General features: G+C 68.2%; 25 protein-coding genes. 20 read left to right on the top strand and 5 right to left on the bottom strand.

The window, feature by feature from the left end:
- The first annotated feature begins 9 nt into the window (after positions 1–9).
- From AC5Y5O_RS01705 to AC5Y5O_RS01730, 6 genes are read left to right on the top strand one after another with little or no spacing between them, the layout of a single operon-like run.
- A complete protein-coding gene (locus AC5Y5O_RS01705; protein WP_096284518.1) occupies positions 10–1,377 on the top strand; it encodes a glutamyl-tRNA reductase in 1,368 nt (455 codons plus the stop codon).
- Positions 1,378–1,391: 14 nt separating this feature from the next.
- On the top strand, positions 1,392–2,339 hold the full coding sequence (gene hemC / locus AC5Y5O_RS01710) for a hydroxymethylbilane synthase (RefSeq protein ID WP_096290853.1): 948 nt from the start codon (positions 1,392–1,394) through the stop codon (positions 2,337–2,339).
- Positions 2,340–2,372: 33 nt separating this feature from the next.
- The gene (locus AC5Y5O_RS01715) at positions 2,373–4,043 is read left to right on the top strand and encodes a bifunctional uroporphyrinogen-III C-methyltransferase/uroporphyrinogen-III synthase (protein ID WP_096284520.1); all 1,671 of its coding nucleotides are present in this window, start codon (positions 2,373–2,375) and stop codon (positions 4,041–4,043) included.
- Entirely contained in the window at positions 4,043–5,023 is a 981-nt protein-coding gene (gene hemB / locus AC5Y5O_RS01720; protein WP_096284522.1) for a porphobilinogen synthase, read from the top strand. The genes AC5Y5O_RS01715 and hemB overlap by 1 nt, the downstream gene beginning before the upstream one ends.
- 40 nt (positions 5,024–5,063) lie before the next feature.
- Entirely contained in the window at positions 5,064–5,606 is a 543-nt protein-coding gene (mce1N, locus tag AC5Y5O_RS01725) for a transport-regulating membrane protein Mce1N (RefSeq protein WP_243393757.1), read from the top strand.
- Entirely contained in the window at positions 5,603–5,863 is a 261-nt protein-coding gene (locus AC5Y5O_RS01730) for a hypothetical protein (protein WP_096284524.1), read from the top strand. Before mce1N ends, AC5Y5O_RS01730 begins: the two co-directional genes overlap by 4 nt.
- Here the strand turns inward: AC5Y5O_RS01730 and AC5Y5O_RS01735 are convergent.
- Complete coding sequence (locus tag AC5Y5O_RS01735) at positions 5,847–6,281, bottom strand: STAS domain-containing protein (RefSeq protein ID WP_096290855.1); 435 nt, start codon at positions 6,279–6,281, stop codon at positions 5,847–5,849. The two genes, AC5Y5O_RS01730 and AC5Y5O_RS01735, sit on opposite strands and share 17 nt — an antisense overlap.
- Positions 6,282–6,587: 306 nt before the next feature.
- Here AC5Y5O_RS01735 and AC5Y5O_RS01740 point away from each other — a divergent pair, with 306 nt between their 5' ends.
- Positions 6,588–7,835 carry an acyltransferase family protein gene (locus AC5Y5O_RS01740; RefSeq protein WP_500023442.1) on the top strand — a complete coding sequence of 416 codons (1,248 nt, stop codon included), beginning with the start codon at positions 6,588–6,590 and terminating at the stop codon, positions 7,833–7,835.
- Between the two features lie 225 nt (positions 7,836–8,060).
- On the top strand, positions 8,061–8,756 hold the full coding sequence (locus AC5Y5O_RS01745) for an Rv0518 family GDSL lipase (protein WP_096284527.1): 696 nt from the start codon (positions 8,061–8,063) through the stop codon (positions 8,754–8,756).
- A gap of 275 nt (positions 8,757–9,031) precedes the next feature.
- On the opposite strand, the gene AC5Y5O_RS01750 is transcribed toward AC5Y5O_RS01745, so the two are convergent.
- On the bottom strand, positions 9,032–11,221 hold the full coding sequence (locus AC5Y5O_RS01750) for an acyltransferase family protein (RefSeq protein ID WP_500023444.1): 2,190 nt from the start codon (positions 11,219–11,221) through the stop codon (positions 9,032–9,034).
- A 20-nt stretch (positions 11,222–11,241) separates the two neighbouring features.
- Positions 11,242–12,117: an alpha/beta hydrolase gene (locus AC5Y5O_RS01755; protein ID WP_096284531.1), complete on the bottom strand. Its 876-nt coding sequence runs from the start codon at positions 12,115–12,117 to the stop codon at positions 11,242–11,244.
- Positions 12,118–12,331: 214 nt separating this feature from the next.
- On the opposite strand from AC5Y5O_RS01755, the gene AC5Y5O_RS01760 reads away from it, so the two are divergent.
- The 3 genes from AC5Y5O_RS01760 to AC5Y5O_RS01770 all read left to right on the top strand — a co-directional run bounded on the left by AC5Y5O_RS01760 (position 12,332) and on the right by AC5Y5O_RS01770 (position 15,645).
- Positions 12,332–13,480 (top strand): LLM class flavin-dependent oxidoreductase, encoded by a 1,149-nt coding sequence (locus AC5Y5O_RS01760; protein ID WP_096284533.1) that lies wholly within the window; start codon positions 12,332–12,334, stop codon positions 13,478–13,480.
- Positions 13,481–13,482: 2 nt separating this feature from the next.
- Entirely contained in the window at positions 13,483–14,817 is a 1,335-nt protein-coding gene (locus AC5Y5O_RS01765; RefSeq protein ID WP_500023740.1) for an MFS transporter, read from the top strand.
- Between the two features lie 87 nt (positions 14,818–14,904).
- A complete protein-coding gene (locus AC5Y5O_RS01770) occupies positions 14,905–15,645 on the top strand; it encodes a class I SAM-dependent methyltransferase (RefSeq protein WP_096284537.1) in 741 nt (246 codons plus the stop codon).
- On the opposite strand, the gene AC5Y5O_RS01775 is transcribed toward AC5Y5O_RS01770, so the two are convergent.
- Positions 15,642–16,841 (bottom strand): PPE family protein, encoded by a 1,200-nt coding sequence (locus AC5Y5O_RS01775; RefSeq protein WP_500023447.1) that lies wholly within the window; start codon positions 16,839–16,841, stop codon positions 15,642–15,644. The two genes, AC5Y5O_RS01770 and AC5Y5O_RS01775, sit on opposite strands and share 4 nt — an antisense overlap.
- A 428-nt stretch (positions 16,842–17,269) precedes the next feature.
- On the opposite strand from AC5Y5O_RS01775, the gene AC5Y5O_RS01780 reads away from it, so the two are divergent.
- Positions 17,270–18,616, top strand: a complete 1,347-nt coding sequence (locus AC5Y5O_RS01780; RefSeq protein WP_500023449.1) for an amino acid permease — start codon at positions 17,270–17,272, stop codon at positions 18,614–18,616.
- Here AC5Y5O_RS01780 and AC5Y5O_RS01785 read toward each other — a convergent pair.
- Positions 18,613–19,008: a nitroreductase family deazaflavin-dependent oxidoreductase gene (locus AC5Y5O_RS01785; RefSeq protein WP_096290857.1), complete on the bottom strand. Its 396-nt coding sequence runs from the start codon at positions 19,006–19,008 to the stop codon at positions 18,613–18,615. The genes AC5Y5O_RS01780 and AC5Y5O_RS01785 overlap by 4 nt on opposite strands.
- Positions 19,009–19,087: 79 nt before the next feature.
- Between AC5Y5O_RS01785 and AC5Y5O_RS01790 the strand changes: the two genes are divergently transcribed.
- Genes AC5Y5O_RS01790 through AC5Y5O_RS01825 form a run of 8 tightly spaced genes read left to right on the top strand, consistent with a single transcriptional unit; the run spans position 19,088 to position 26,776 of the window.
- Entirely contained in the window at positions 19,088–19,429 is a 342-nt protein-coding gene (locus AC5Y5O_RS01790; RefSeq protein ID WP_096284541.1) for a hypothetical protein, read from the top strand.
- A 51-nt stretch (positions 19,430–19,480) separates the two neighbouring features.
- Complete coding sequence (gene hemL, locus AC5Y5O_RS01795) at positions 19,481–20,812, top strand: glutamate-1-semialdehyde 2,1-aminomutase (protein WP_500023452.1); 1,332 nt, start codon at positions 19,481–19,483, stop codon at positions 20,810–20,812.
- The gene (locus tag AC5Y5O_RS01800) at positions 20,812–21,423 is read left to right on the top strand and encodes a histidine phosphatase family protein (RefSeq protein ID WP_096284545.1); all 612 of its coding nucleotides are present in this window, start codon (positions 20,812–20,814) and stop codon (positions 21,421–21,423) included. Before hemL ends, AC5Y5O_RS01800 begins: the two co-directional genes overlap by 1 nt.
- A 14-nt stretch (positions 21,424–21,437) precedes the next feature.
- Complete coding sequence (locus tag AC5Y5O_RS01805; RefSeq protein ID WP_423790850.1) at positions 21,438–22,064, top strand: TlpA disulfide reductase family protein; 627 nt, start codon at positions 21,438–21,440, stop codon at positions 22,062–22,064.
- On the top strand, positions 22,061–22,840 hold the full coding sequence (locus AC5Y5O_RS01810; RefSeq protein WP_096284549.1) for a cytochrome c biogenesis CcdA family protein: 780 nt from the start codon (positions 22,061–22,063) through the stop codon (positions 22,838–22,840). Before AC5Y5O_RS01805 ends, AC5Y5O_RS01810 begins: the two co-directional genes overlap by 4 nt.
- A gap of 17 nt (positions 22,841–22,857) precedes the next feature.
- Positions 22,858–24,477, top strand: coding sequence for a cytochrome c biogenesis protein ResB (gene resB / locus AC5Y5O_RS01815; protein ID WP_207768454.1), 1,620 nt, complete (start codon positions 22,858–22,860; stop codon positions 24,475–24,477).
- Entirely contained in the window at positions 24,474–25,460 is a 987-nt protein-coding gene (gene ccsB / locus AC5Y5O_RS01820; protein ID WP_096284551.1) for a c-type cytochrome biogenesis protein CcsB, read from the top strand. The genes resB and ccsB overlap by 4 nt, the downstream gene beginning before the upstream one ends.
- 32 nt (positions 25,461–25,492) lie before the next feature.
- A complete protein-coding gene (locus tag AC5Y5O_RS01825; RefSeq protein ID WP_500023455.1) occupies positions 25,493–26,776 on the top strand; it encodes a MinD/ParA family ATP-binding protein in 1,284 nt (427 codons plus the stop codon).
- Positions 26,777–26,785: the final 9 nt, after the last annotated feature.

Below are 26,785 nucleotides of genomic sequence, written 5' to 3' on the forward strand. Positions count from 1 at the left end.
GATGCTGCCGTGAGCATCTTGCTCTTCGGGGTTTCGCACCGTAGTGCGCCGGTCTCCGTTCTGGAACAACTCAGCATCGACGAATCGGATCGCAACAAGATCGTCGACCGGGTTTTGCAGTCGCCGCTGGTCACCGAGGCCTTGGTGCTGTCGACATGCAACCGGGTCGAGGTCTACGCGGTGGTTGACGCGTTCCACGGCGGTTTGGCCGTGATCGGGCAGGTGCTGTCGGAATACTCCGGAATGTCGATGGGCGACCTCACCAAACACGCGTACGTGCGCTACAGCGAGGCCGCCGTCGAGCACCTGTTCGCCGTCGCCAGCGGTCTGGACTCCGCGGTGATCGGCGAACAGCAGGTGCTCGGGCAGGTGCGCCGCGCCTACGCCGCCGCCGAGTCGAATCGCACAGTCGGGCGGATCCTGCACGAGCTGGCTCAACGCGCGCTGTCGGTCGGCAAGCGGGTGCATTCCGAAACGGCGATCGACGCCGCGGGCGCCTCGGTGGTGTCGGTCGCGCTCGGCATGGCCGAACGCAAGGTGGACGGGCTGGCGGGCAAGACCGCCGTCGTCGTCGGCGCCGGCGCGATGGGCGCGCTGTCGGCGGCCCACCTGATCCGGGCCGGTGTCGATCACATCCTGGTCCTCAACCGGTCGCAGTCCCGGGGACAACGGCTGGTCCGCAAGATTCGCGAATCGGGCGTGCGCGCCCAGGCGATGACGCTCGACCGGCTCGCCGATGCACTGGCCGACGCCGACGTGGTGGTCAGCTGTACCGGCGCGGTGAGTCCGGTGGTGTCGCTGGCCGACGTGCACAACGCGCTGGCCGCCGCGCAGCGCGACGACACCGGCCACCCGCTGCTGATCTGCGACCTGGGCATGCCGCGCGACGTCGATCCCGCGGTGGCCGGGTTGCCCGGCGTCTGGGTCGTCGACGTGGAGCGCATTCAGCACGAGCCCTCGGCGCACGCCGCCGCCGGCGACGTCGACGCCGCACGCCACATCGTGGCCGCCGAGGTTGCGGCCTACCTGGCCGGACAGCGGATGGCCGAGGTGACCCCGACCGTGACCGCGTTGCGCCAGCGCGCCGCCGACGTCGTGGAAGCCGAGCTGTTGCGGCTGGAGAACCGGCTGCCTGGCCTCGAGAGCGCCCAGCGCGAAGAGGTCGCTCGCACTGTCCGGCGCGTGGTGGACAAGCTGCTGCACGCTCCGACCGTGCGAATCAAGCAACTCGCCAGCGCCCCCGGCGGCGACAGCTACGCCGAGGCACTACGCGAACTTTTCGAACTCGACCAGACCGCCGTCGATGCCGTGGCTGCGGGTGAATTGCCGGTACTCCCAATGGGATTCGACGCCGGCACGCAGCAATCCGCCGAGTAACCCGATTGGCGCACGTGATCCGGTTAGGCACGCGGGGCAGTCTGCTCGCCACCACCCAGGCCTCCGTCGTTCGAGACACTCTGATCGCCAACGGCCACCCCGCGGAGTTGGTGATCATCAGCACGGCCGGTGACCAGTCGTCGGCGCCCATCGAAAGTCTGGGTGTGGGGGTGTTCACCACCGCGTTGCGCGAGGCGATCGTAGATGGCCGGGTCGACGCTGCCGTGCACTCTCACAAGGATTTGCCGACCGCCGACGACCCGAGGTTCAACATCGCGGCCATCCCGGCACGGAATGACCCGCGCGACGCGCTGGTTGCGCGCGACGGACTGGTGCTCGGGGAGTTGCCGGCGGGTTCGCTGGTGGGCACGTCATCCCCGCGACGGGCCGCGCAGCTTAGGGCATTGGGTCTCGGTTTGGAAATCCGCCCCCTACGAGGCAACCTAGATACCAGGTTGAACAGGGTAAGTAGTGGTGATCTAGACGCCATCGTGGTGGCCCGGGCCGGACTGGCCCGCCTGGGCCGGCTCGCTGATGTCACCGAGACGCTTGAGCCGGTGCAAATGTTGCCAGCGCCGGCTCAGGGTGCGCTCGCCGTCGAATGCCGCGCCGAGGACAGCGGGCTGGCGGCAGTGCTGGCGGAGTTGGACGACTCCGACACACGCGCAGCGGTCACCGCGGAGCGAGCCCTGTTGGCCGAACTGGAGGCGGGTTGCTCCGCACCGGTGGGAGCGATCGCCGAGGTGGTCGAGTCCATTGATGAGGACGGCCGGGTCTTCGACGAGCTGTCGCTGCGCGGTTGCGTGGCGGCGCTCGACGGATCCGATGTGATCCGCGCGTCCGGCATCGGCGCTCCCGAGCGGGCCCGAGAGCTAGGGCTCTCGGTGGCAGCGGAGCTGTTGGAGTTGGGCGCGGGAGAGCTGATTGGGGGAGCGCGGCAAGACCCCGCGCATGAGAACTGAATGACCTCAAAAAGGGATGACTTGGGAGCGACAATGACGACGCGAGGGCGCAAGCCGAGACCGGGCCGCATCACGTTCGTGGGTTCCGGCCCGGGTGATCCGGGATTGTTGACCACACGGGCGGCCACAGTGCTGGCCAATGCGGCTCTGGTGTTCACCGATCCCGACGTACCCGAACCGGTGCTGGCGCTGATCGGCAAAGACCTGCCGCCCGTTTCGGGCCCGGCACCCGCCGAACCACCACCCGCGACGAGCGATGGGTCAGCCGACGCGGATCCGCCACCGGCGGCGCCGACGGTGCTGTCCGGTGGTGCCGACATCCGCCCGGCGCTCGGCGAGCCCGCCGAGGTGGCCAAGACGCTGACCGCCGAGGCCCGCACGGGCGTCGACGTGGTGCGGCTGGTGTCCGGCGACCCGCTGACGCTCGACGCGGTGATCAGCGAGGTGAACGCCGTCGCGCGAACTCACCTGCACATCGAGATCGTGCCGGGCCTGGCCGCGACCAGCGCGGTGCCGACGTATGCGGGTCTGCCGCTGGGCTCCTCGCACACCGTGGCCGACGTGCGCGACCCGCAGGTGGATTGGGAGGCGTTGGCGGCGGCTCCCGGCCCGCTGATCCTGCAGGCCACGCCGACGCATCTGGCCGACGCGGCGCGCACGCTGATCGAGCATGAGCTGGCCGAGACGACCCCCTGCGTGGTGACCGCCCAGGGCACGACCTGTCAGCAGCGTTCGATCGAGACCACGTTGCACGGGCTGACCGACGCGGCCGTCGTGGCCGGCGCCGGCGACCCGGCGGGCCCGTTGACCGGACCGCTGGTGGTGACCATCGGCAAGACGGTCAACAGCCGGTCGAAGCTGAACTGGTGGGAGAGTCGCGCCCTGTACGGCTGGACCGTGTTGGTGCCGCGCACCAAGGACCAGGCCGGCGAGATGAGCGAGCGACTCACCTCCTACGGCGCGCTGCCGGTCGAGGTCCCGACCATCGCGGTCGAGCCGCCGCGCAGCCCCGCCCAGATGGAGCGTGCTGTCAAGGGATTGGTCGACGGCCGGTTCCAGTGGGTGGTGTTCACCTCCACCAACGCCGTGCGCGCGGTGTGGGAGAAGTTCGGCGAGTTCGGGCTGGACGCCCGCGCATTCTCCGGCGTGAAGATCGCCTGCGTGGGCGAGTCGACGGCTGACCGGGTCCGGGCCTTCGGGATCAGCCCCGAGCTGGTGCCGGCCGGGGAGCAGTCCTCGCTGGGTCTGCTGGACGACTTCCCGCCCTACGACAGCATTTTCGATCCGGTGAACCGGGTTTTGCTGCCGCGTGCCGACATCGCCACCGAGACGCTGGCCGAAGGTCTGCGCGAACGTGGTTGGGAGATCGAGGATGTCACCGCGTACCGGACGGTGCGTGCGGCGCCTCCGCCGGCGTCTACCCGCGAAATGATCAAGACGGGTGGCTTCGACGCGGTGTGCTTCACGTCCAGCTCGACAGTGCGCAACCTGGTCGGCATCGCCGGTAAACCGCACGCGCGCACCATCATCGCCTGCATCGGCCCCAAGACGGCCGAGACCGCCGCCGAGTTCGGCCTGCGGGTGGATGTGCAGCCCGACACCGCTGCCATCGGCCCACTGGTCGACGCGCTGGCCGAACACGCCGCGCGGTTGCGCGCCGAGGGCGCGCTGCCACCGCCGCGTAAGAAGAGCCGCAGGCGCTAGTGGCGTACCCGCGGCAGCGCCCGCGTCGGCTCCGTTCCACCCCCGCGTTGCGTCGCTTGGTGGCGCAAACATCCTTGGAGCCAAGGCATTTGGTGCTGCCGATGTTCGTCGCCGACGGGATCGACGAACCGCGCCCGATCCCGTCGATGCCTGACATCGTGCAGCACACCCGCGAATCGCTGCGCCGCGCAGCCGCCGATGCGGTGGCAGCCGGAGTGGGCGGGCTGATGCTGTTCGGTGTGCCGCTCGACGAGGACAAGGACGTGACCGGCTCGGCCGGTACCGACCCCGACGGCATTCTCAACGTCGCGCTTCGGGACCTGGCCAAGGATCTCGGTGACGCCACGGTGTTGATGGCCGACACCTGCCTCGACGAATTCACCGACCATGGTCACTGTGGCGTCCTTGACTCCCGGGGCCGGGTGGACAACGACGCCACGCTGAGGCGATACGTGAAATTGGCTGTGGCGCAAGCGGAATCGGGCGCTCAGGTGGTTGGTCCGAGCGGCATGATGGACGGGCAGGTGGGCGCCATTCGCGACGGCCTGGACACGGCGGGCTACACCGATGTGGTGATCCTGGCCTACGCCGCGAAGTTCGCTTCGGCGTTCTACGGCCCGTTCCGGGAAGCGGTGAGCTCGAGCCTGTCCGGCGATCGTCGCACCTACCAGCAGGAACCGGGCAACGTCCGAGAAGCGGTGCGGGAGATCGAGTTGGACATCGACGAGGGCGCCGACATCATCATGGTCAAGCCCGCGATGGGTTACCTCGACGTGGTGGCCGCCGCGGCGGAAGTCTCGCCAGTGCCGGTGGCCGCCTATCAGGTGTCGGGGGAGTACGCGATGATTTGTGCTGCGGCAGAAAATAATTGGATCGACAAGCGCGCCGCGGCCCTGGAGTCGCTAATCAGCATTCGCCGGGCCGGTGCCGACATCGTGCTGACCTATTGGGCCGCGGAGGCGGCGGGTTGGCTTTCCTAGCGGCCACATCGCCGGTAGACGATCAGGGGATGAGGCTTCCATGACGACAGCGAGGGATGTCGATCCCGGCCCGTTGTTCTACGAACCCGGCGCCAGCTGGCTTTGGGTGTTGAGCGGCCCGGCCGCGGCGGTGTCGATGATCCTGATCGAAATGTGGAGTGGCGCAGCGATATCGCTGTGGGTCCCGGCGATCTTCCTGGTGATGGTGTCGGCGTTCATCTCGCTGCAGATCAAGGCGGCGCGCATCCACGTGTCGGTCGAACTGACCCAGGACGCCCTGCGTCAGGGCACCGAGACGATCCTGGTGCGCGAAATCATCAAGGTTTACCCCGAACCGGAGAATCCGGCGAATTCCGACAGGGAGTTGGCGCGCTGGCAGTCGGCTCGGGCGCTCGGCGAACTGTTCGGGGTGCCGCGCGGCCGGACCGGAATCGGCCTCAAGCTCACCGGGGGGCGCACCGCGCAGGCTTGGGCCAAACGCCATCGTCGTCTTCGGGAAGCGTTGACCCCGTTGGTGCAGGAGCGCGTGGAGCCGGCCCGATCGGACGTCTGGGACATCGACGACGATGAGCCTCAGCTGTGATCGCCCGCTACCGGGCCGTGGTCGAACTCGTCGTCGCCGGCGTGGCGCTGGTCGGTGTCGGAGTGAGCTGGGTGCACGCGCGACACATCGTGAACGTGGCGCCGATCACCGATGGTCAGCCGTCCACGACGGCGTTGGTATACAACCCCCAGCTGCTGCTGCTGGCCTTGCTGCTGGCGTTGATCGCCGGAGTGCTGGCCGTCCTTGGGGCCGCCAGGCTGTGGCGCGCTCGACGCGCCGCTACGCCGTCTTCCTGAACAGCGGCATCGCCAGCCGGCGGCGGCAGACGACCGCGTCGGCCAGGTCGCCGAATGCCTGGGGCACCGAGCCGGCGATCGGAAACACCGAATCGCCGTTGCCGGCGACCAGCTGCTCGATCACGTCGGGGCCGGCGACCAGCGTCCACTCCACCCCGGCGCGGCGGCAATCCTCGTCGAATGTGTACAGCAACGAGAAGCCAGCACCGGCGAAGTCGGTCACGGCGCTGATGTCGAGTACCAGAGGATTGTCGCCGACGACGAAACGGCGAACGCAGCCGCTGACCCGGTCGACATTGACGGCGTCGACCTCTCCCCGGATGGTCACCACCGTCGCGAGGTGGCGGCAGTGAGCCCGAACCTCGGCTCCGCCGCAGTCGAGGCTTCCTTGTCGAGCTGTGGTCATCGCGATCGTCATGAACGCCCCTATTTCGGTGGTGGTGCGAAGGCCGTCCGCAATGCCGACCAAGCTAGCTACAACGGTGCCCGCCAAACTTAAGGAGACCGACAGTTACGTCTAACTGTTTGCTAAAAAGCTGACCGAGTAGATGTCTGCGGCGGCATGTCGGCGGGCACACCGTCGCCGTCACGCGATCCGGGCCGCCGCGCTGTTAGGCTGCTCTGGCTACCGGTTGCGAGTCGGGGGGCTTGGGATAGGGCGAAATGCCCGGTCAGCCGGGTGAGAAGGCAACGAAAACCGCAAGGGCCAGAGCGAAAGAGCGTCGTGCGCAGCGCAGAGATCAAGGGTGAGATCAAGGCCCTGACGGGACTCCGCATCATCGCCGCCGTGTGGGTGGTGCTGTTTCATTTCCGGCCGATGCTGAGCGACATCTCGCCCGATTTCCGCGAGAACCTGGCGCCCGTGCTCAATAGCGGCGCCCAGGGCGTCGACCTGTTCTTCATTCTCAGCGGGTTCGTGCTGACCTGGAACTACCTCGACCGGATGGGTCGTTCCTGGTCGACGCGCGAGACCCTGCACTTCCTGTGGCTGCGGCTGGCCCGGGTCTGGCCGGTGTATTTGGTCACCATGCACCTGGCCGCGTTGCTGGTGATCCTTTCGATGCACGTCGGCCATGTGCCGCTGCCCGAGGCGAACGACCTCACCGCGATCAGTTACATCCGCCAGGTCCTGCTCGTGCAGCTGTGGTTCGAGCCGTTCTTCGATGGAACCAGCTGGGACGGGCCGGCCTGGTCGATCAGTGCGGAATGGCTGGCTTACCTGCTTTTCGGCGTGCTGGCCCTGGTCGTGTTCCGGATGAAGCTGGCCACCCGGGCGCGGACCCTGATGTGGCTGGCCGTCGCGGCCTCGCTGCCGCCGGTGGTGATGCTGTTGGCCAGCGGGCACTTTTATACGCCGTGGAGCTGGCTGCCGCGGATCGTGACGCAGTTCGCCGCGGGGGCGCTGGCCTGCGCGGCCGTGCGCCGGTTGCGGCTGAGCGACCGCGGTCGCCACATCGCCGGATACCTCTCGTTGTTGCTGCTGGCCGCGGTGGTGGGCGTGCTGTACTGGTTTAACGCCCATCCGATCGGCGGGGTCGTGGAAAACGACAGCGGCGGCGTGGTCGACGTGCTGTTCGTCCCCCTGGTCATCACGCTGGCGGTCGGCCTGGGCAGCCTGCCCAGGGTGCTATCCACCCGGGTGATGGTCTACGGCGGGCAGATCTCGTTCTGCCTGTACATGGTGCATGAGCTGGTGCACACGTCCTGGGGATGGGCGGTCGAACAATTCGAGCTGACGCCGTGGGAGTCCGATTCCCCCTGGAAATGGAACGTGCTGGGCCTGTTCGCGATCGCTCTGGCGCTGTCCAGCCTGCTCTATCACGTCGTGGAGGAGCCCGCCCGGCGCTGGATGCGCAGGATGGTCGACGTCCGTTCCGCGGCCCAGCCAACCGAGGCCGGCGAGCCGGCCGCGGCCAGGGTTCGCCCGATCGACGGTGGACTGGAGCCGATCGCCGAGCGCACGGCTTCCTGAGTGCCCGCGAATCATGCTGTGCCCCATGCCCTCTCGGACCAGGAGTTCGCAGTGGTAGCCACGCCGCACTGGTAGCTTGGGGCATGCCGATCCATCCGGTCCTGTATCGCACCTGTGAAACAGCGCGTTGACGGCCGGTTCGCGTCGGTTATTCGTACGATTTCCGTTGGTCGGGTGCATTACCGGGCCATGCAGTGCACAGGGGTGCAAAAGGGGGGAGTAAGAGTGAGTCGTCTGGCCGCGTTCGTCGTCAACCTTGCTCTGCTGGTCGGCGTGGGCTGTGAAGTCGTGGCACACCCGGCATACGCGCTGCCTTACCAGGCATTGACTCTGGATGGCCGGCTGACCCACATCGCGGTGGTCGGCGACTCCTACACGACCGGCACCGACGAGGGCGGCCTGGGCCCGAACGCGTGGACCGCCCTTGCCTGGCAAACACTGACCAAGCGCGGCCTGCAGATCGACGCCGAGGTGGCGGCCGAGGGCAGGGCCGGTTATGCCGTACTCGGTGACCACGGCAGCATCTTCGAGGATCTCACTGTCAGGTCGGTCAAGGCCGATGACGTGCTGGTGGTGTTCTTCGGCTCCCGCAACGACCAGGGCACCGATCCGGGCATGCTGGCCGGGCGCGCGCGCGATACGTTCCAGATTGCGCGCATCCTGGCACCGACGGCGAGATTCCTGGTGATCGGACCGCCGTGGCCGACCGCCGATGTGCCCGAATCGGTGTTGCAGATTCGTGATGTGCTCAACTCGGAGGCCCGGGCTGCGGGTGCGGCGTTCGTCGACCCGATCGGCGCCCACTGGTTCGTCGACAGGCCCGACCTGATCGGCCCAGATGGCGTGCACCCCAATGACGCCGGGCACCGATACATGGCTGACAAGATTGCGCCGCTGATTCGCACGCAGTTATTCAGGTAGCGAGGCAATGGAAGTTTCGGCGGGCTGGCCCCCTCAAAACGCCAGCCGCGCAAGGCTTTACGCGCCGACCCTGAGCGCTTAGTCCTCTGCGTGCCGTTCGTAGTCCCACTGCTCCAGGCGTGCTTGTAGCTGCATCAAGCCGATTCCGGCGACTGGCGTAGCAGCCGCGATGCAGACCAACAACAGCGGGGACATTTCAAACCTCCAAAACCCTTACATTCCTAACACGTTCGGTTTCGCGGCGGGGTTCATTCGCAAAGAAAGTCATCGCAACGTCATCCGTCCGTTATGGCTCCGTCTGCGAGTGCGCCCATCACTGGCGCCAACAACTGCGCATATTCGGTTGTGACGTGGTTGTCGTCGCGAAACACCAGGGTGTTACCGACGATCATGGGGCACCGTTCGGACGTGCAGAACAGGTCGGTGAGGTCGGCGTAGTGGCCGCCGTTGCCGGTGGCCGCGGCCCGCTCGGCGGAGATACCGCCGTCGTTGACCGCGACCGAACGGCTTGGAGCGCAGGCGGTGGCGTCGTCCAGGTGTCCCGATAAGCAGGTGGGCACCGGGGACTGCGGATCCGGGGCGGGGCCGAGCACCAGCACGGTCGCGCCGGTGCGGCGCAGTTGTGCGACGGTGCGACCCAGCGTCTCGATCCACGCCGGGTCGTACGACACGAAGCCGAAATCGCCGCCGTAGCGCCGGCTCATGTCCAGCACGACCAGCCGCGGATGCTCGGCAGCCACCCGGGCCAGCACCTGCGCGCGCCATTGTTCGCACTCGGTGTACTCGCGGCCCAGATACGGGCTGTCGATGGGCAGGTCCTGGATCGGGCAGGTCACTTTGGCCATCGTCTCCAGTCGCCAGTGCCGCTGCTCGGCGACTTGGGCAAAGGCCGGGTTCCACATCGCCGCGTGCGAGTCGCCGATCAGCGCGACCGTCGTCGGCGAGCCGACGTCGCCTGCCGCACACTCGCTTTGCCCGATGTCGCGCCAGGAGCGCACGCAGCCGTTGACGAACACGGCGGCCTTGTCGGCCGGCGCCTGGGCCAGCGGCGGATCCAGATTCGACGGGACGGCACGCAGGCCGGCGGCCTGCCCGACGGCGTCGCGCACCTGCGCCAGAGCCTGCTGGACGGCCGTCTGCTGCGCACCGGCGTTGGGGGCGGCGGTGGGCAGCGCCATGATGGTGGCCTTCGCCGCGGCCGGGCCGTGGCCGACCGGAACCGGTATCACCGTCAGCAGCAGCACGCAGGCGGATGCGGTGGCGGCACTGGCGATCCCGGCTACGGCCAGGCTCGTCTTGGCCGACCGGCGCAGCGCGGCGGCGAACCGACCGGGATTCTCCACCAGATGGAACGTGATCACTGCCAGCCCGGCGGAGACGGCCGTCGCGGCCAATCGGGCCGCCAGGCCGGCTTCGCCCAGCAGCCGCGGCATCAGCAGCAGCACCGGCCAGTGCCACAGGTACCAGGAGTACGACACCCGCCCGATCGCGCGCATCGCCGGCCGGCACAGCAGCCGTCCGACCCCCAGGCTGCGGGTGGCACAGCCACCGCCGATCACCAGCGCGGTGCCCAGCACCGGCAGCAGCGCCGCGGTGCCCGGGTAAGGAGTAGCGGGGCCCAGCTGGGTGCAGGTCAGCAGAATCAGCGCCAGGCCGCCCCAGCCGGCGATCGCCGCGGGCAGCAGCGGCAGCCGGCGCCACTGCTCGATCGACAGCGCGACCAGGCCGCCGACGGCCAGCTCCCAGGCCCGGGTGGGCAACGAGAAGAACGCCCACGGCGGCGAGCTACGGGTCCACACCACGGCCGCCGCCAGGGAGGCCGCGGCGACCAACGCCAGCACCGCCGCGTACGGCGCCGCCTTGGCTTTGGCATCGGCATTGGGACTGGCCTCAGCGTCGCGCCGCACCCGTCCGGCCAACCACGCGGTGCCGATGATCAACACCGGCCATACCAGATAGAACTGCTCCTCGACGCCGAGTGACCAGTAGTGCTGGAACGGCGAGGGCCCCTCGGCGTTCAGGTAGTCGGTGCCAAGGTGGGCGAACCGGTAATTGCCGACGTAGAGCGCACTGGCGATGCCGTCGAGGAACACGCTTCGGGCCTGCAACGGCGGCAGCACGGCGGCCGCCGCGATGGCGGTGACGACGGCGACGGTGGCCGCGGCAGGCAACAGCCGTCGGGCCCGTGCTCCGTAAAACCGGCCCAGCGCAATGGTTTTCGCGGTGCTGACTTCGCGCCACAACAGGCCGGTGATCAGGAAGCCGGAGATGACGAAGAAGACGTCGACGCCGATGAAGCCGCCGGCGGTACCGGGAATGCCCGCGTGGTAGAGCACCACAGCGACGACCGCGACGGCCCGCAGGCCCTCGATGTCGGGGCGGAACCCGCGTCGGGGAATTTGTCGGGTGGGGCTATCGCCCGCTGGTGAGGGCGGGCTCGACGCGGTTTCCTGCCGGACTGCCATGCCTTTGTTGGGATGCCTCGCTAGGTCGCCAGCCAGGAAAGCTCGCCGGGTAATTGCAAACGCCACCACGTCATGTCGTGGCCTCCGACGGTGAAGCTTACCGCCGGAGGCGTTTTGAGTTGGCTCACGAATTGGCGTGTCGCGGGATAGAACCGGTCGAATGTTCCGCAGTCCACCCGCAGCGGAATCTGCGACAGCGCCGGCAGGCCCATGACGCTGTTGGTCATCCAGTCCTCTTCGCTGTCAAACGCTTTGGGTGCGCAGTCGGCGTAGGACGGGTACAGCGCCGGGCTGATTGCGCAGATCCCCGCGGTCCGCGACGGCCCCAGCTTGGCGCCCAGACGCAGTGCCCCGTATCCACCCATGGACCAGCCCATGAAGCCCACCCGAGACGTATCCATGCCCATCGAGCCCAGCATCGGCAACAGCTCGTCGAGGACCATCGCGCCGGAGTCGGTACCGTCGGCCCGCTTGTGCCAGTAGGAGTCGCTGCCGCCGTCGACACCGACCACCGCGAACGGCGGCTTGCCCTCCTTGACCAGCCGGGCCAGCGCGTCCTCGACACCGCAGTCCAGCATCATGTTCGCGTCGCCGTCCTTGCCGTGCAACGCGATTACCGGCCGCAGCGGCCCGCTTTGCGACATCTGCCCGGGCGGCAGCGCGATCACCCAGTTGGTCTTGACCCCGCCGCGCGCCTTGGAGATGAACGAGCCCGTCAGTTTGTTGGGCAGGTTGCTGCTCGCGGTCGACGGTTCGAACGGGGAGGGCAATGGCGCCGCTCGTGGCTGCAGCGGATCCAGCCAGGCGCTCAACGCCCACGCGCCCGCGGCCGCAACGGTGGCATTGGCGCCCAATCGCAGCACCGCGCGGCGGTTCGGTTCAGGCACGAGCGTCATAATGCCGCGCGCACCGCGTCATTCCGACCCCGTCGCGGAGTTTGGAAGGGCTTTGTGATGCGGCAGTCATCGAGCAGTGACGTGCGGCGCAGCACAGTCCGGCGGATGGAATCTGCGAGGTTTCAACCCTCGCGCGGCGCACCGCGCTTCGCGACGCTGGAGCTTTCGTGCATGGTTTCGAAACGAATGCTGATCAGGAACGGAAAAGGATTCGATGACTCTGGCATTTCACTGGTTCTTGCCGACGTACGGGGATTCGCGCAATCTCGTTGCCGGTGGGCACGGTACTTCGATGCACGGCGACCGGCCTGCGACGCTGCGATATCTGCACCAGATTTGCGCCGCCGCCGAGGACAACGGTTTCGAGGCGGTGCTCACACCGACCGGATTGTGGTGTGAGGACGCCTGGTTGACGACGGCGACGCTGATCGAGCGCACCGAGACGCTGAAGTTCCTGGTCGCCTTTCGCCCGGGCCTGCTGAGCCCCACCCTGGCCGCACAGATGGCCGGCACCTTCCAGCGCCACTCGGACGGACGGCTGCTGCTCAATGTCGTCACCGGTGGCGAACCCCACGAGCAGCGGGCCTACGGGGATTTCCTGGACAAGCAGGCGCGCTACGCCCGCACCGCCGAATTTCTCGACGTGGTGCGGCAATTGTGGACCTCGAAGGAACCGGTGACGTTCGCCGGTGAGCACGTTCACATCGAGGGCGCACAACTGAACAATCCGCCCGACCCGATTCCCGAGGTGTTCTTCGGCGGCTCGTCCGGGTCGGCCGGGCCGGTCGCGGCGAAGTACTCCGACGTCTACCTCACCTGGGGGGAACCGCTGGCGGCCGTCGGCGAGAAATTGGATTGGGTGCGCGGGCTGGCCGCCGATGTCGGGCGGACCCTGAAATTCGGGTTGCGGATCCACGTGATCAGCCGCCCGAGCGCCGAGGAAGCCTGGGCCGAAGCCGATCGGCTGCTCGAGGCGATCGACCCGGCGGACGTCGAACGCGTGCAGGCGAGTCTGGCCCGCAGCGAATCCGAGGGACAGCAGCGGATGCTGAAGTTGCACGGCGGCAAGAGCAGTGAGTTGCTGATCGCCCCCAACCTGTGGGCCGGCGTCGGCCTGGTGCGTGGTGGTGCGGGCACCGCGCTGGTCGGGTCGCACGAAGAGGTCGCGCAGCGACTGATCGAATACGCGGACCTCGGCATCGACCACTTCATCCTGTCCGGATACCCGCACCTGGAAGAGGCGTACTGGTTCGGCGAGGGCGTGCTGCCGCTGCTGGAGCGCCGGGGCGTATGGAAGCACCCCAATCGCAGGCCCCGGCAGCCGGCCTCGTCGACACCGTTCGCCGCGGCGTCGGCGCAATAGCCGTGGCGACGACGCTGCCCGCCCCCGCACCGGCGGACAACCTCGACGAATCCGACGCCGACCGGCGCCGGCGCCTGCGCACCGTCGTCGCGGCGAGCCTGCTCGGCACCACGGTGGAGTGGTACGACTTCTTCCTCTACGCCACCGCCGCCGGGCTGGTGTTCAGCAAGCTGTTCTTTCCCAACGCCAGCTCGCTGGTGGGCACGCTGCTGGCGTTCGCGACGTTCGCTGTCGGGTTTGTGATGCGGCCCGTCGGTGGCCTGGTGTTCGGCCACATCGGTGACCGGATCGGGCGCAAACGCAGCCTGGCGCTGACGATGCTGATCATGGGAGGTGCGACGGCGCTGATCGGCGCGCTGCCGAGCGCCGCCGCGATCGGGGTGTGGGCGCCGATCCTGCTGCTGGTGCTGCGCGTGCTGCAGGGTTTCGCACTCGGCGGTGAGTGGGGCGGTGCGGTGCTGCTGGCCGTCGAACACAGCCCCGGCGACCAGCGCGGCCGGTACGGGGCGATCCCCCAGATCGGCCTGGCCCTGGGCCTGGCGCTGGGGACCGGCATATTCGCGCTCCTGCAGGTCGAGTTGGGTTCGGCGGAGTTCCTCGCCTACGGCTGGCGGATCGCCTTCCTGCTGAGCCTGGTGCTGGTCGTGGTCGGCGTCCTGGTGCGGTGGCGCGTCGACGAGACACCGGCGTTCCAGGAGCTGCGCGACCTCGAGGCGGCGTCCACCGTGCCGATCCGTGAGATTTTCCGCGGCGGCCGCTCCAGGCGAAACACCTTGCTGGGACTGCTTTCTCGGTGGGCCGAGGGTTCGGCGTTCAACACCTGGGGGGTGTTCGCGATCAGCTATGCCACCGGGTCGCTGGGCTTCCACAAGGTGCCCGTCCTGGTCGTGGTGACCATCGCCGCCCTGGTGATGGCGGTGCTGTTGCCCGTGTCGGGCGCACTGACCGACCGGTACGGCGCCCGGCGGGTCTACCTGGTGGGCGTGGTGTGCTACGGCCTGCTGACCTTCCCGGTATTCGCTCTGTTCGGCACCAGGAATCTGGTGTTGTTCGGGCTGGCGATGGTCATCGTGTTCGGTGTCGTGCACGCGCTGTTCTACGGCGCGCAGGGCACGCTGTTCTCGTCGCTGTACCCGACTCAGACCCGCTACACGGGCCTGTCGTTCGTCTACCAGTTCTCGGGCATCTATGCCTCCGGGGTGACGCCGATGATCCTGACCGCGCTGATCGCCGCGACCGGAGGCACGCCGTGGCTGGCGTGCGGGTATCTGGTTGCCACGGCGGTGATTAGCGTGATCGCCACGGCGTTGATCCGCGACCAAGATCTCTACCTCTAAGCCCCCTGCACAGTCACTTTCCTCAGTAGGCTGCACTACTGGAGTTGTCGTTCCCCGTCGGCAGCCGCCGAGGAAGCGAGAAGGCAAGTGACTGACGCTAACGTCGCCGGTTTCGAGTCGTTGTATGACCAGGCGGAGCACACCGACCGGCGGATCCCCTGGGACATCGGCGGCCCGCAGCCCGCCGTTGAGCAACTGGTGGCTTACGGCGGGATCCGCGGCCAGGTGCTCGATCCCGGTACGGGTCCCGGCTACCACGCCATTCATTTTGCGGCGCAAGGGTATTCAGCAACCGGAATCGACGAGTCGCCGTCGGCTATCGAGCGCGCCAAACGAAACGCCGAACAGGCCGGGGTCCAAGTCGATTTCCAGGTGGCCGACGCCACCAGGCTGGAAGGTTTCGACGGCCGATTCGACACCGTGGTGGACAGCGCGTTTTATCACGTGTTTTTGAATGACGAGGACGTCCAGACCCGGTACGCACAAGCGCTGCACCGGGCCACCAAGCCCGGGGCACGTCTGTACATGTTTGAATTCAGCCCCCACAACGTCAACGGCCTGCAGTGGACGGGTATACCGGCCGACAATTTCGAGCGGGTGCTCGGTGGTAGCGGGTGGCATATCGACTACCTGGGTGCAACGACCTATCAGGCCCGCTTCCTCAAGGAGACGTTCGACGCGATGAAAACCTTTGCGTCCGACCAGCAGGGCGAGATTCTGGAGAAGATGCGACCGCTGGTGCATCGACTGGGCGTGATCGATCCGCTCCTGGAAGACCACCGGGTGCACCTTCCGGCGTGGTCGGTGGTGGCCACCCGCCTGGACTAAACAGCTTCAAGGGCGGGCGCTTGCAACGGCGTCGGGACACCGGCGTCGGCCTGGCCCAGCAGGCCGGCGCGGGCCGGCGTGCAGACCGTCTCGCCCAACAGCGCGCTGGCGTTGAGCTGGGGCTGGATTCCCGAGGTTCCCGCCAACCCCGGTGAGCCGCTCGCGACCGCGGTCGCCGGCGCCATTGGGGCCGTGCTGGGGGCGATGGGCGTCGCGACCGGGCTCAGGGAGGTGATCGCGAATCCCTCACCGCTGATGTTGGCCGTGCCGCCCCCGACCTCGACGAGGGCGGAGCTGCCGGCGCTGAGCATCACTGGGGCGTTTGGCTGGACTACGGTTGCGGCGCCCTGCTCTAAAGGGATTACGAAGCCGTCCCCCAGCAGGATGACGCCGTTGCCGCCTTGGAGGGTGACCGTGACAGTGGAGTCGCCTTGAGCCCCGACGAACGCCACGCTTGTTTCATCGAGAGTGGTTGTCACGGTGTAGGAGCCGGGACCGATGGCGGGGTCGGCGTCGGCGGCGGCGCTAGAGACGAGCTGGTTCGTGAAGCCGCTCGAGTTGAGTTGCTGCGTGGCGGTATTCGAGCTGAGCTGTACCAGGGATTGGGTGCGGGCGCTGGTGGTGTTGCCGGAGGCTTGGGCCACGGCGCGAGTCTGGTCCAGCTGCCCGTCCGGCCGGGTGGTCTGTTGTGGTTGGTCAAAGGGTTGCAGTGCGCTGGCGGTCTCGGAGTCGGCGGCGTAGGCGTACATCGCGGTGGCGTCTTGGACCCACATCTCCATGTACTGGGCTTCGGTGGCCGCAATCGCCGGCGTGTTCTGTCCCAGGAAGTTGGTTGCCACCAACACCATCAGCTGGGCACGGTTGGCCGCGATGACCGGCGGAGGCACCGTCATCGCGTACGCCGCCTCGTACGCAGCCGCGGCGGCGTACGCCTGTGCGGCGGTTTTCGCGGCTTGAGCGGCGGTGGCCTGCAGCCACCCCACTTGGTGTGCGGCCGCGCCCGCCATCACCAACGACGAAGGACCCAGCCAGCGGCTGGTCAGCTCCGCGACCTGCGCGGTGCAGTCACTCGCGGCCACCTCCAGCTGAGCGCTCACCGCATCCCAGCCCGCTGCCGCCGCCAGCATCGGTCCCGCCCCGGGGCCGGTATACATGAGTCCGGAGTTGACCTCCGGTGGCTGCAGCGCGAAATCCATGGCATGAGCCTCTTTTCGGCCATAAGCGTGTTTCTTACGGAGCTTCATGCATGCGCAGAGGATCTAACGCCGCTTACGTAAACGCGCGGCGACAGCGTGCTTAAGCTCCGCTATAGACCACGGGATTCATGCGTGAAAACGCTTCTGCTGTTGGAATTCCGCGGGCCTGAGGGTTTCAATTGCATTCTCTCCCAGCATTTCACGCGATATTTTTAAAACCCACGTCGAATCCAGGTAGTTCGGGCTAATACATCGCGGGTCCGGCTAGAGGTGACCGGGCGCCGCTCGCAAACCAGCGGCGTGGCGACTGGCTGCATAACCTGAGCGCCAGTCGTCGGGCGCTTCTGGTTGATGCATCAGCCACCATGTGCTGTGGTTAATTTCCATGACTAGCTGGGGCGCGCCGGGAGGCCCGAGACATGCAAGACGTGAGTAGCACTGCGGAGCTGCGCCAAGGGCTTTCGCAGCGGCAGCTGAGCATGATCGCGCTCGGCGGGGTGATCGGCGCCGGGTTGTTCGTCGGGTCGGGCGTGGTGATCCGGGACACCGGTCCCGCCGCGTTCCTGACGTATGCGCTGTGCGGGGTGCTGGTCGTCCTGGTGATGCGGATGCTGGGCGAGATGGCCGCCGCCACCCCGTCGACCGGATCGTTCGCCGATTATGCGGCCAAGGCGTTGGGCGGCTGGGCCGGGTTTTCGGTGGGCTGGCTGTATTGGTACTTCTGGGTGATCGTCGTCGGGTTCGAGGCGGTCGCCGGCGGCAAAGTCCTCAACTATTGGTTCCACGCGCCACTGTGGTTGCTGTCGCTGTGCCTGATGGTGTTGATGACCGCGACCAATCTGTTCTCGGTGACATCGTTCGGCGAGTTCGAATTCTGGTTCGCCGGAATCAAAGTCGCGACCATCATCGCATTCCTCGGCATCGGTGCGGCGTTCGTGCTCGGCCTATGGCCAGGGCATCACGGCGGGTTCGCCAACCTGACCGCTCACGGCGGATTCTTCCCCAAGGGCATCGGCGCGGTCTTCGCCGCGATCGTCGTGGTGATCTTCTCGATGGTCGGCGCCGAGATCGTCACGATCGCCGCGGCCGAAAGCCGCGACCCGGCGCTCGGCGTGCAACGGGCGACCCGCTCGGTGGTCGTGCGCATCGCGATCTTCTTCGTCGGCTCGGTCTTTCTGCTCGTCGTCATCCTGCCGTGGCACTCGGTCGAGCTCGGTGCTTCGCCGTATGTCGCGGCGTTCAAGCAGATGGGCCTGGCCGGTGCGGATCAGGTGATGAACGCCGTGGTGCTCACGGCGGTGCTGTCGTGTTTGAACTCCGGCCTCTACACCGCGTCGCGCATGTTGTTCGTGCTCGCCGCGCGCAACGAGGCGCCGATGCGGCTGGTCAAACTCAGCGGACGCGGGGTGCCGCACTTCGCCATCTTGTTCTCGTCGGCGATCGGGTTCCTGTGCGTGCTGATGTCCTGGCTGGCGCCGCGCACGGTGTTCCTTTTCCTGCTCAATTCCTCGGGCGCGATCATCTTGTTCGTCTACTGGCTGATCGCCCTGTCACAGATCATCCTGCGTCGGCGGACTCCCCCGGAGAAGCTGCGATTGAAGATGTGGTTCTTCCCGGTGCTGTCGATCCTCACGCTGGCCGCAATCACCGCCGTGCTGGTGCAGATGGCGTTCGACCATTCGGCACGCAGCCAGTTCTGGTTGTCGCTGTTGTCCTGGGCGTTCGTGCTGGGGCTGTATGCGGTGATGCGCGCGAGGGTTCGCCGCGCCGCCTAGGACGTCTTGGTGAACAGCACCGCCTGCTCGAACGGCAGCCGCCCGAACACCTTCTGCACCCCGTCGCTGACATGCTCGGCGGCCTCGTCGCGGCTGACGATCTGGGGGTCGGTGATGCCGAACGTCTTGCCGTGGCGCCGCATCTTCCCACCGCCGGCCGCCTTGAGGTTCTTCAGCCAGTCGCGGTCCGGGCCGTAGGTCAGCAGCACCGCGATGCCGGGTTTGCCGTCGACGGTCGCGTTGAACGCGCTCACCGGCGTGCGGAACTCCTTGCCGGATTTTCGCCCGGTGTGCTCGATGATGGCGAAGGACGGGGCCCACCCGGCCCACATCTTCTGGATGGGGTTGGTGACGTGCCGGTTGAACCGGGCCAGGCCTTGGGGAAGTTGCATGACACCATCCAACTCTTCCTCGGCGGGCGACTTCAAGGCGTCGCCGCTTAATCCGGCGCAAACGGCGTAGGTTCATTGCATGGCCGCCTCACCCGGCGATGAAGCCGCCCAACGCGCTCGCGAGCTGCTGCAGCGCGCCGCGGAGCTCGCGGAACGCAAGGCCGTCACGCCCGAAGACGCTGAACGCGCGGCCGAGCGTGCCGCGCACGCCCGGGTGCGCGACCAGCAGGCCCGCGACCGGGAGCTGCTGCGCCACTACGAGGCCGGCGCGGCCCACGAACGCGCCGCGGAGATCGAGGAGCTCGCTGTTCGGGAGGGTCTCGGCGATGTCGCGGCGCACCGTCGTGCGGGAGAACGAGAACGCGCGGCGGCCCGCCGGGACCTGATGGCCGCGCAGGAATCCGACCAACAGGACGCCTGACTGCTACACCCTGTAGTTGAGCGATCGGCGAAGGCTGGGACACTGGTCGGCATGGGCAGCACTGATCAGACGACCGCGTCGGTGCGCACCTCGGCGCGGTTGTTCGACGACGCCTGCAAGGTCATCCCCGGCGGGGTGAACTCGCCGGTGCGGGCGTTCACCGCGGTGGGCGGCACGCCGCGCTTCATCACCGAGGCGCACGGCTGCCGGCTCACCGACGCCGACGGCAATCGCTACGTCGACCTGGTCTGTTCCTGGGGCCCGATGATCCTGGGCCACGCGAACCCGGCCGTGGTCGACGCGGTCGCCAAGGCCGCGGCGAACGGTCTGTCGTTCGGGGCGCCCACCCCTGCGGAGTCCGAGCTGGCCGCCGAGATCATCGGCCGGGTCGCGCCGGTCGAACGGCTGCGGCTGGTGAACTCCGGCACCGAGGCCACGATGAGCGCGGTGCGGCTGGCCCGCGGCTTCACCGGCAGGGCCAAGATCCTCAAGTTCTCCGGCTGCTATCACGGCCACGCCGACGCATTGCTCGCCGACGCCGGATCCGGGGTGGCGACGCTGGGACTGCCGTCCTCGCCCGGCGTCACCGGTGCCGCCGCGGCCGACACAATTGTGTTGCCCTACAACGATATTGACGCAGTGCGCGAAACGTTCGCGCAGTTCGGTGACCAGATCGCCGCGGTGATCACCGAGGCCAGCCCCGGCAACATGGGTGTCGTCCCGCCGGGTGCGGGCTACAACGCGGCGCTGCGGGCGATCACCGCAGAGCACGGCGCGCTGCTGATCGTCGACGAGGTGATGACCGGCTTCCGGGTCAGCCGAAGCGGTTGGTACGGAATCGATCCCGTCGCCGCGGACCTGTTCACGTTCGGGAAGGTGATGAGCGGTGGGCTGCCCGCCGCCGCATTCGGCGGACGGGTCGAGGTGATGGAGCGTCTGGCGCCGCTGGGGCCGGTGTATCAGGCCGGCACCTTGTCGGGTAACCCGGTGGCGATGGCCGCCGGGCTGGCCACCCTGCGCGCCGCGGACGATGCCGTCTACGCCGCGCTGGACGCCAACGCCGACCGCCTGGCCGGGTTGTTCTCCGAAGCGCTCACCAATGCTGGTGTGCCGCATCAGATTCCGCGAGCCGGCAATATGCTCGGGGTGTTCTTCACCGACACGCCGGTCACCGACTTCGCGTCGGCTCGCAATAGCCAGACGTGGCGCTACCCGTCGTTCTTCCACGCCCTGCTGGACGCGGGGGTCTATCCGCCGTGCAGCGCGTTCGAGGCGTGGTTCGTTTCGGCGGCACTCGACGACACCGCGTTCGAGCGAATCGCGGCCGCGCTGCCCGGTGCCGCGCGCGCTGCCGCGAGCGCGACCCACGAGGGAGAAGCTTGATGGCCGAACAAACCCGGGTGCATGTGATGCGCCACGGCGAGGTGCACAACCCCGACGGCATCCTGTACGGGCGGCTGCCCGGATTTCACTTGTCCGACCGGGGGAAAGCGCAGGCGGCGGCCGTCGCCGACGCGCTGGCCGGCCGCGACATCGTCGCGGTCATCGCCTCGCCGCTGCAGCGGGCGCAGGAGACCGCGACCCCGATCGCGTCCGGGCTCAACCTGCCCATCGACACCGATCCCGATCTGATCGAGTCGGCGAACTTCTTCGAGGGCCGGCGGGTCAGTCCCGGTGACGGCGCCTGGCGCGACCCGCGGGTGTGGTGGCAGCTGCGTAATCCGTTCGCGCCGTCCTGGGGTGAGCCCTATCGCGAGATCGCGCAGCGCATGTCGACCGCGGTGGACAAGGCGCGTGCCCGCGGCGCGGGCCACGAGGTGGTGTGCGTCAGCCATCAGCTGCCGGTGTGGACGTTGCGGCTGCACCTGACCGGCCAGCGGCTGTGGCACGACCCGCGGCGGCGCGAATGCGACCTCGCCTCGCTGACCACCCTGGTCTACGACGGCGACCGGCTGGTCGACGTCGAGTACTCCCAACCGGCGCGAGGCACTTGACCGTGCTTCGGTCGATGATCGCCGTGGCTGTGTTGGCAATCTCCGGATTGCTGACCGGCTGCTCGGCTGGTCATGACGCCGTCGCGCAGGGCGGCACCTTCGAATTCGTCTCTCCCGGAGGCAAAACCGACATCTTCTACGACCCGCCGTCGAGTCGCGGCCGCCCCGGCCCGCTGTCCGGGCCGGACCTGGCCGACCCGTCGCACACGCTGTCGCTGGACGACTCGATCTTCTCCGGCAACGTCGTCGTCATCAACGTCTGGGGCCAGTGGTGCGGGCCGTGCCGCGCCGAAGTCACCCAGCTGCAGCAGGTGTATGACGCCACCCGCGAATCGGGGGCATCATTCCTCGGCATCGACGTGCGCGACAACAATCGCCAGGCGGCCCTGGACTTCGTCAACGACCGGGCCGTCACCTACCCGTCGATCTACGACCCGGCGATGCGCACCCTGATCGCGTTCGGCGGCAAGTATCCGACCACCGTCATCCCGTCGACGCTGGTGCTGGATCGCCAGCACCGGGTCGCAGCGGTGTTCCTGCGGGAGTTGCTGGCGTCCGACCTGCGTCCGGTGGTGCAGCAGCTGACCCGGGAAGCGCCGCCGGGCGTGCAGGCGCCGGGGCAGCAGGGTTCGTCGCGATGAACGGTTTCGCACAGACCGCCGCCGCCGGGCCCTTGCTGGTGGCGCTGGGTGCCTGCGTGCTCGCGGGGCTGGTGTCGTTCGCCTCGCCCTGCGTGGTGCCGCTGGTGCCCGGCTACCTGTCTTATCTGGCCGCGGTGGTCGGAGTGGACGACCAGCCGGGCTCCGGTGTGGTCAAAGCCCCGCCCGCGGCCCGGTGGCGCGTCGCCGGATCTGCGGCCCTGTTCGTCGCCGGATTCACCACGGTGTTCGTCCTCGGCACCGTCGCCGTGCTCGGGATGACGACGACGCTGATCACCAACCAGCTGGCGCTGCAGCGCGCCGGCGGCGTGCTGACCATCGTGATGGGCCTGGTGTTCGTCGGGCTCATTCCCGCGCTGCAGCGCCAGGTCGGGTTCAGCCCGCAACAGCTGACGACGGTCGCCGGGGCGCCGGTGCTGGGTGCGGTGTTCGCGCTGGGGTGGACGCCGTGTTTGGGCCCGACGCTGACCGGCGTGATCACCGTGGCCTCGGCCACCGAAGGCGCGAATGTTCCCCGCGGCATCCTGCTGGTGATCGCCTACTGCCTGGGATTGGGAATCCCGTTCGTGCTGTTGGCTTTTGGCTCGGCGCGCGCGGTCGCCGGCCTGGGCTGGCTGCGCCGGCACAGCCGGGCCATCCAGGTCTTCGGCGGCGCGCTGCTGATCGCGGTCGGGGTGCTGCTGGTCACCGGCGTGTGGAACGACTTCATCTCCTGGCTGCGCGACGCGTTCGTCAGCGACGTGAGGTTGCCGATTTGAGGCACGCTTTCGCTTGGATGCGCAACACCTGGCGCGCGCTGACCTCGATGGGCACCGCGCTGGTGCTGCTGTGCCTGCTGGCGCTCGGCGCGATCCCCGGCGCGCTGCTGCCGCAGCGCAGCCTGAACGCGGGCAAGGTCGACGAGTATCTGGCCGCCCACCCGACCATCGGCCCGTGGCTGGATCGGTTGCAGGCCTTCGAGGTGTTCTCCAGCTTCTGGTTCACCGCGATCTACGTGCTGCTGTTTGTCTCCCTGGTCGGCTGCCTGACCCCGCGGATGATCGAGCACGCCCGCAGCCTGCGCGCCACGCCCGTCGCCGCCCCCCGCAACCTGGCCCGGCTGCCCAAGCACGCCGGCTCGCAACTCACCCTGGCCGACGAGGCGGACCTGAACGCCGTGGCGAACAACATCGCCGGGCGCTTGAACGGCTGGCGCACCGCGATCCGCCACGAGGACCACGCCGTCGAGGTCTCGGCCGAAAAGGGCTACCTCCGCGAATTCGGCAACATCGTCTTCCACTTCTCGCTGCTGGGCCTGCTGGTCGCGGTGGCCGTCGGCAAGCTGTTCGGCTACGAAGGCAACGTCATCGTCATCGCCGACGGCGGCCCCGGCTTCTGCTCGGCCTCACCGGCCGCGTTCGACTCGTTCCGCGCCGGCAACACCGTCGACGGCACCTCGCTGCACCCAATCTGTGTACGGGTCAACGACTTTCAGGCACACTACCTGCCGTCCGGGCAGGCCACGTCGTTCGCCGCCGATATCGACTACCAGGACGGTCGCGACCTGGCGGCCAACAGCTGGCGGCCCTACCGGCTGGAGGTCAACCACCCGCTGCGGGTCGGCGGCGACAGGGTGTACCTGCAGGGCCACGGTTACGCGCCCACCTTCACGGTGACCTTTCCCGACGGGCAGCAGCGGACGTCGACGGTGCAGTGGCGCCCCGACAATCCGCAGACCCTGCTCTCGTCGGGGGTGGCGCGCATCGACCCGCCGGCCGGCAGCTACCCGAACGCCGCCGAGCGCCGCCAGCACCAGATCGCGATCCAGGGCCTGCTGGCGCCGACCGCGCAACTCGACGGCGCGCTGCTGTCGTCGCGGTTCCCGGCGCTGGACGCCCCGGCGGTGGCCGTCGACATCTACCGCGGCGACACCGGCCTGGACACCGGGCGCCCGCAGTCGTTGTTCACCCTGGACCCGCGGCTGATCGAGCAGGGCCGGCTGACCAAGGAGAAGCGGGTCAACCTGCGCGCCGGCCAGGAGGTGCGCATCGACCAGGGTCCCGGCGCGGGCACCACGATCCGGTTCGACGGGGCCGTGCCGTTCGTCAACCTGCAGGTTTCCCACGACCCCGGCCAGGCGTGGGTGCTGGTCTTCGCGATCACGATGATGGCCGGGCTGCTGGTCTCGCTGCTGGTGCGCCGCCGCCGGGTATGGGTTCGTCTGATGCCGGCGGAATCGGCCCCCGGTACGGTGAACGTCGAGCTGGGCGGCTTGGCCCGCACCGACAACTCCGGTTGGGGCGACGAGTTCGAAAGGCTCACCGAGCGCTTGTTGAGCGGGCTCGACGAATCCGCCGCCCCGGGCCAGGCCCAATACCCAGCGTCCAGAAGGAGTTCTGAGGTGGACGTCACGTGAACACCACACACGTCAATATCGGCTTGGCGCGCTACTCCGACTGGGCGTTCACCTCGGCGGTGGTGGCCCTGGTCGTCGCAATGCTGCTGCTGGCCTTCGAGCTCGCTTACGCCGGCAGCAGGCGATCCGACAACCGCGAGCGGGTACTGGCCGGCGTGCGCGCCGATAGCGCCACCCCCGGCATCGTCGAGGACGCCGACCGGCGGCCGGTCGACGAACGCGCCGGGCGGGCCGGGCTGGCGGTCGTCTACCTCGGCATCGGCCTGCTGCTGGCCTGCCTGGTGCTGCGCGGCCTGGCCACCATGCGGGTGCCGTGGGGCAACATGTACGAGTTCATCAACCTCACCTGCCTGTGCGGGCTGATCGCCGGCGCAATCGTGCTGCGCCGCCCGCAGTTCCGCCCGCTGTGGGTCTTCCTGCTGCTGCCGGTGCTGATCCTGCTCACGGTGTCCGGGCGCTGGCTTTACACCAACGCCGCTCCCGTGATGCCGGCGCTGCAGTCCTACTGGCTGCCCATCCACGTGTCGGTGGTCAGCCTGGGCTCCGGGGTGTTTCTGGTCGCCGGCATCGCCAGCATCCTGTTCTTGCTGCGCACCTCGCGGTTCGGCGACCCCGCCGCCGACCAGCGCGCTGAGGGCGTGCTGCAACGTGTGGTGCATCGGCTGCCCGACGCGCAGACCCTGGACCGCATCGCCTACCGCACCACGATCTTCGCGTTCCCGGTCTTCGGTTTCGGGGTCATCTTCGGAGCCATCTGGGCTGAGGAGGCCTGGGGCAGATATTGGGGCTGGGATCCCAAGGAGACGGTTTCGTTCATCGCCTGGGTGGTATACGCGGCGTACCTGCATGCCAGGTCGACCGCGGGTTGGCGAGACCGAAAGGCCGCCTGGGTCAACGTGGTCGGTTTCGTGGCCATGGTCTTCAATTTGTTCTTCGTTAACCTGGTCACCGTGGGCCTGCATTCGTATGCCGGCGTGGGCTGACAGTTAGGAAGCGACACCGCAACAAGGGGGAAATGCACGTGGCTGAGCAGTCATCGAGTGGCGTGGGGGCGCCCGAACATCCGACGGCTGATTTGAATCCGCAGGAGCAGCAGTCGGCCGGCGAGACGTCTGTCGATCCCAACACCGAGGCACCGACCAGGGCCTTCGCGGGCTTCCGCGCCCAGGGTCGGCCGCCGGCAACCGAGCGGCGCGAAGCACCGGCGCCGCCCCCGGGCGCGATGCCGCCCTGGGATTCCACGCCGGTGACCGGCATCCCGCGCGTCGACCCGACCGCATACGGCGCCTACTACAACGGCCAGGCCGACGCGCCCGCGCAAGCCCCGGCCCCGTACCGCCGCGAGCACCTGCCGCACACCCCGTATCCGGAGCTGTCCACCGGCATGCTGCTGCGCCCGATCAAGCCGCCGCCCTCCGAGGGCTGGCGCCGGCTGCTGTACGTGCTGTCCGGCCGGACGATCAACCTGGGCGAGAGCCCTCGGGCTGCCCGGCAGAACAACCTGGTGGCGTCGGTCAACCGGCCGCTGCGCGGCTCCTACCGGATCGCGGTGATCTCCCTGAAGGGCGGCGTCGGCAAAACCACGATCGCCGCCACCCTGGGTGCCACCTTCGCCGAGATCCGCGGCGACCGGGTGGTGGCCGTGGACGCCAACCCCGACCGCGGCACCCTGAGTCAAAAGGTTCCGCTGGAGACCGCGGGCACGGTGCGTCAGCTTCTGCACGACGCCGGAGCCGTCGAGCGCTACAGCGATGTCCGCCGCTACACCTCGAGGGGCCCGAGCGGGCTGGAAGTGCTGGCGTCGGACAGTGACCCGGCGGTGTCGGAGGAATTCGACGCCGACGACTACACCCGCACCCTGGGCATCCTCGAGCGCTACTACGGCCTGGTGATCACCGACTGCGGGCCGGGCCTGCTGCACTCGGCGATGTCGTCTGTGCTGGAGAACGCGAACGTTCTGATCGTGGTGAGTTCTGGTTCCATCGACGGTGCGCGCAGCGCCTCGGCGACGCTGGACTGGCTGGACGCGCACGGCCACGAAGCGCTGGTGCGCAATTCGATCGCGGTCATCAACGCGGTGCGCCCGCGGACCGGCAAGGTCGACATGAACAAGGTGGTCGACCACTTCTCCCGGCGCTGCCGCGCGGTGCGGTTGGTGCCCTACGACGCTCACCTCGACGAGGGCGCCGAGATTCACCTGGATCAGCTGCGGCGGGAGACCCGCGAAGCACTCACCAGCCTGGCTGCCGTTGTCGCCGAAGGGTTTCCGGGAGACCAGCCAAACCTCGGCCTGGGCTAGTCGAGCCTG

This window comes from Mycobacterium sp. NGS40 (assembly GCF_059812735.1).

Coding starts and splice junctions, on each gene's coding strand:
- AC5Y5O_RS01715 (WP_096284520.1), top strand. CDS start 2,373: ATGACGACGCGAGGGCGCAAGCCGAGACCGGGCCGCATCACGTTCGTG.
- mce1N (WP_243393757.1), top strand. CDS start 5,064: ATGACGACAGCGAGGGATGTCGATCCCGGCCCGTTGTTCTACGAACCC.
- AC5Y5O_RS01735 (WP_096290855.1), bottom strand. CDS start 6,281: ATGACGATCGCGATGACCACAGCTCGACAAGGAAGCCTCGACTGCGGC.
- AC5Y5O_RS01750 (WP_500023444.1), bottom strand. CDS start 11,221: ATGGCAGTCCGGCAGGAAACCGCGTCGAGCCCGCCCTCACCAGCGGGC.
- AC5Y5O_RS01755 (WP_096284531.1), bottom strand. CDS start 12,117: ATGACGCTCGTGCCTGAACCGAACCGCCGCGCGGTGCTGCGATTGGGC.
- AC5Y5O_RS01760 (WP_096284533.1), top strand. CDS start 12,332: ATGACTCTGGCATTTCACTGGTTCTTGCCGACGTACGGGGATTCGCGC.
- AC5Y5O_RS01775 (WP_500023447.1), bottom strand. CDS start 16,841: ATGGATTTCGCGCTGCAGCCACCGGAGGTCAACTCCGGACTCATGTAT.
- AC5Y5O_RS01785 (WP_096290857.1), bottom strand. CDS start 19,008: ATGCAACTTCCCCAAGGCCTGGCCCGGTTCAACCGGCACGTCACCAAC.
- AC5Y5O_RS01790 (WP_096284541.1), top strand. CDS start 19,088: ATGGCCGCCTCACCCGGCGATGAAGCCGCCCAACGCGCTCGCGAGCTG.
- hemL (WP_500023452.1), top strand. CDS start 19,481: ATGGGCAGCACTGATCAGACGACCGCGTCGGTGCGCACCTCGGCGCGG.
- AC5Y5O_RS01800 (WP_096284545.1), top strand. CDS start 20,812: ATGGCCGAACAAACCCGGGTGCATGTGATGCGCCACGGCGAGGTGCAC.
- AC5Y5O_RS01805 (WP_423790850.1), top strand. CDS start 21,438: ATGATCGCCGTGGCTGTGTTGGCAATCTCCGGATTGCTGACCGGCTGC.
- AC5Y5O_RS01810 (WP_096284549.1), top strand. CDS start 22,061: ATGAACGGTTTCGCACAGACCGCCGCCGCCGGGCCCTTGCTGGTGGCG.
- resB (WP_207768454.1), top strand. CDS start 22,858: ATGCGCAACACCTGGCGCGCGCTGACCTCGATGGGCACCGCGCTGGTG.
- AC5Y5O_RS01825 (WP_500023455.1), top strand. CDS start 25,493: ATGCACGTGGCTGAGCAGTCATCGAGTGGCGTGGGGGCGCCCGAACAT.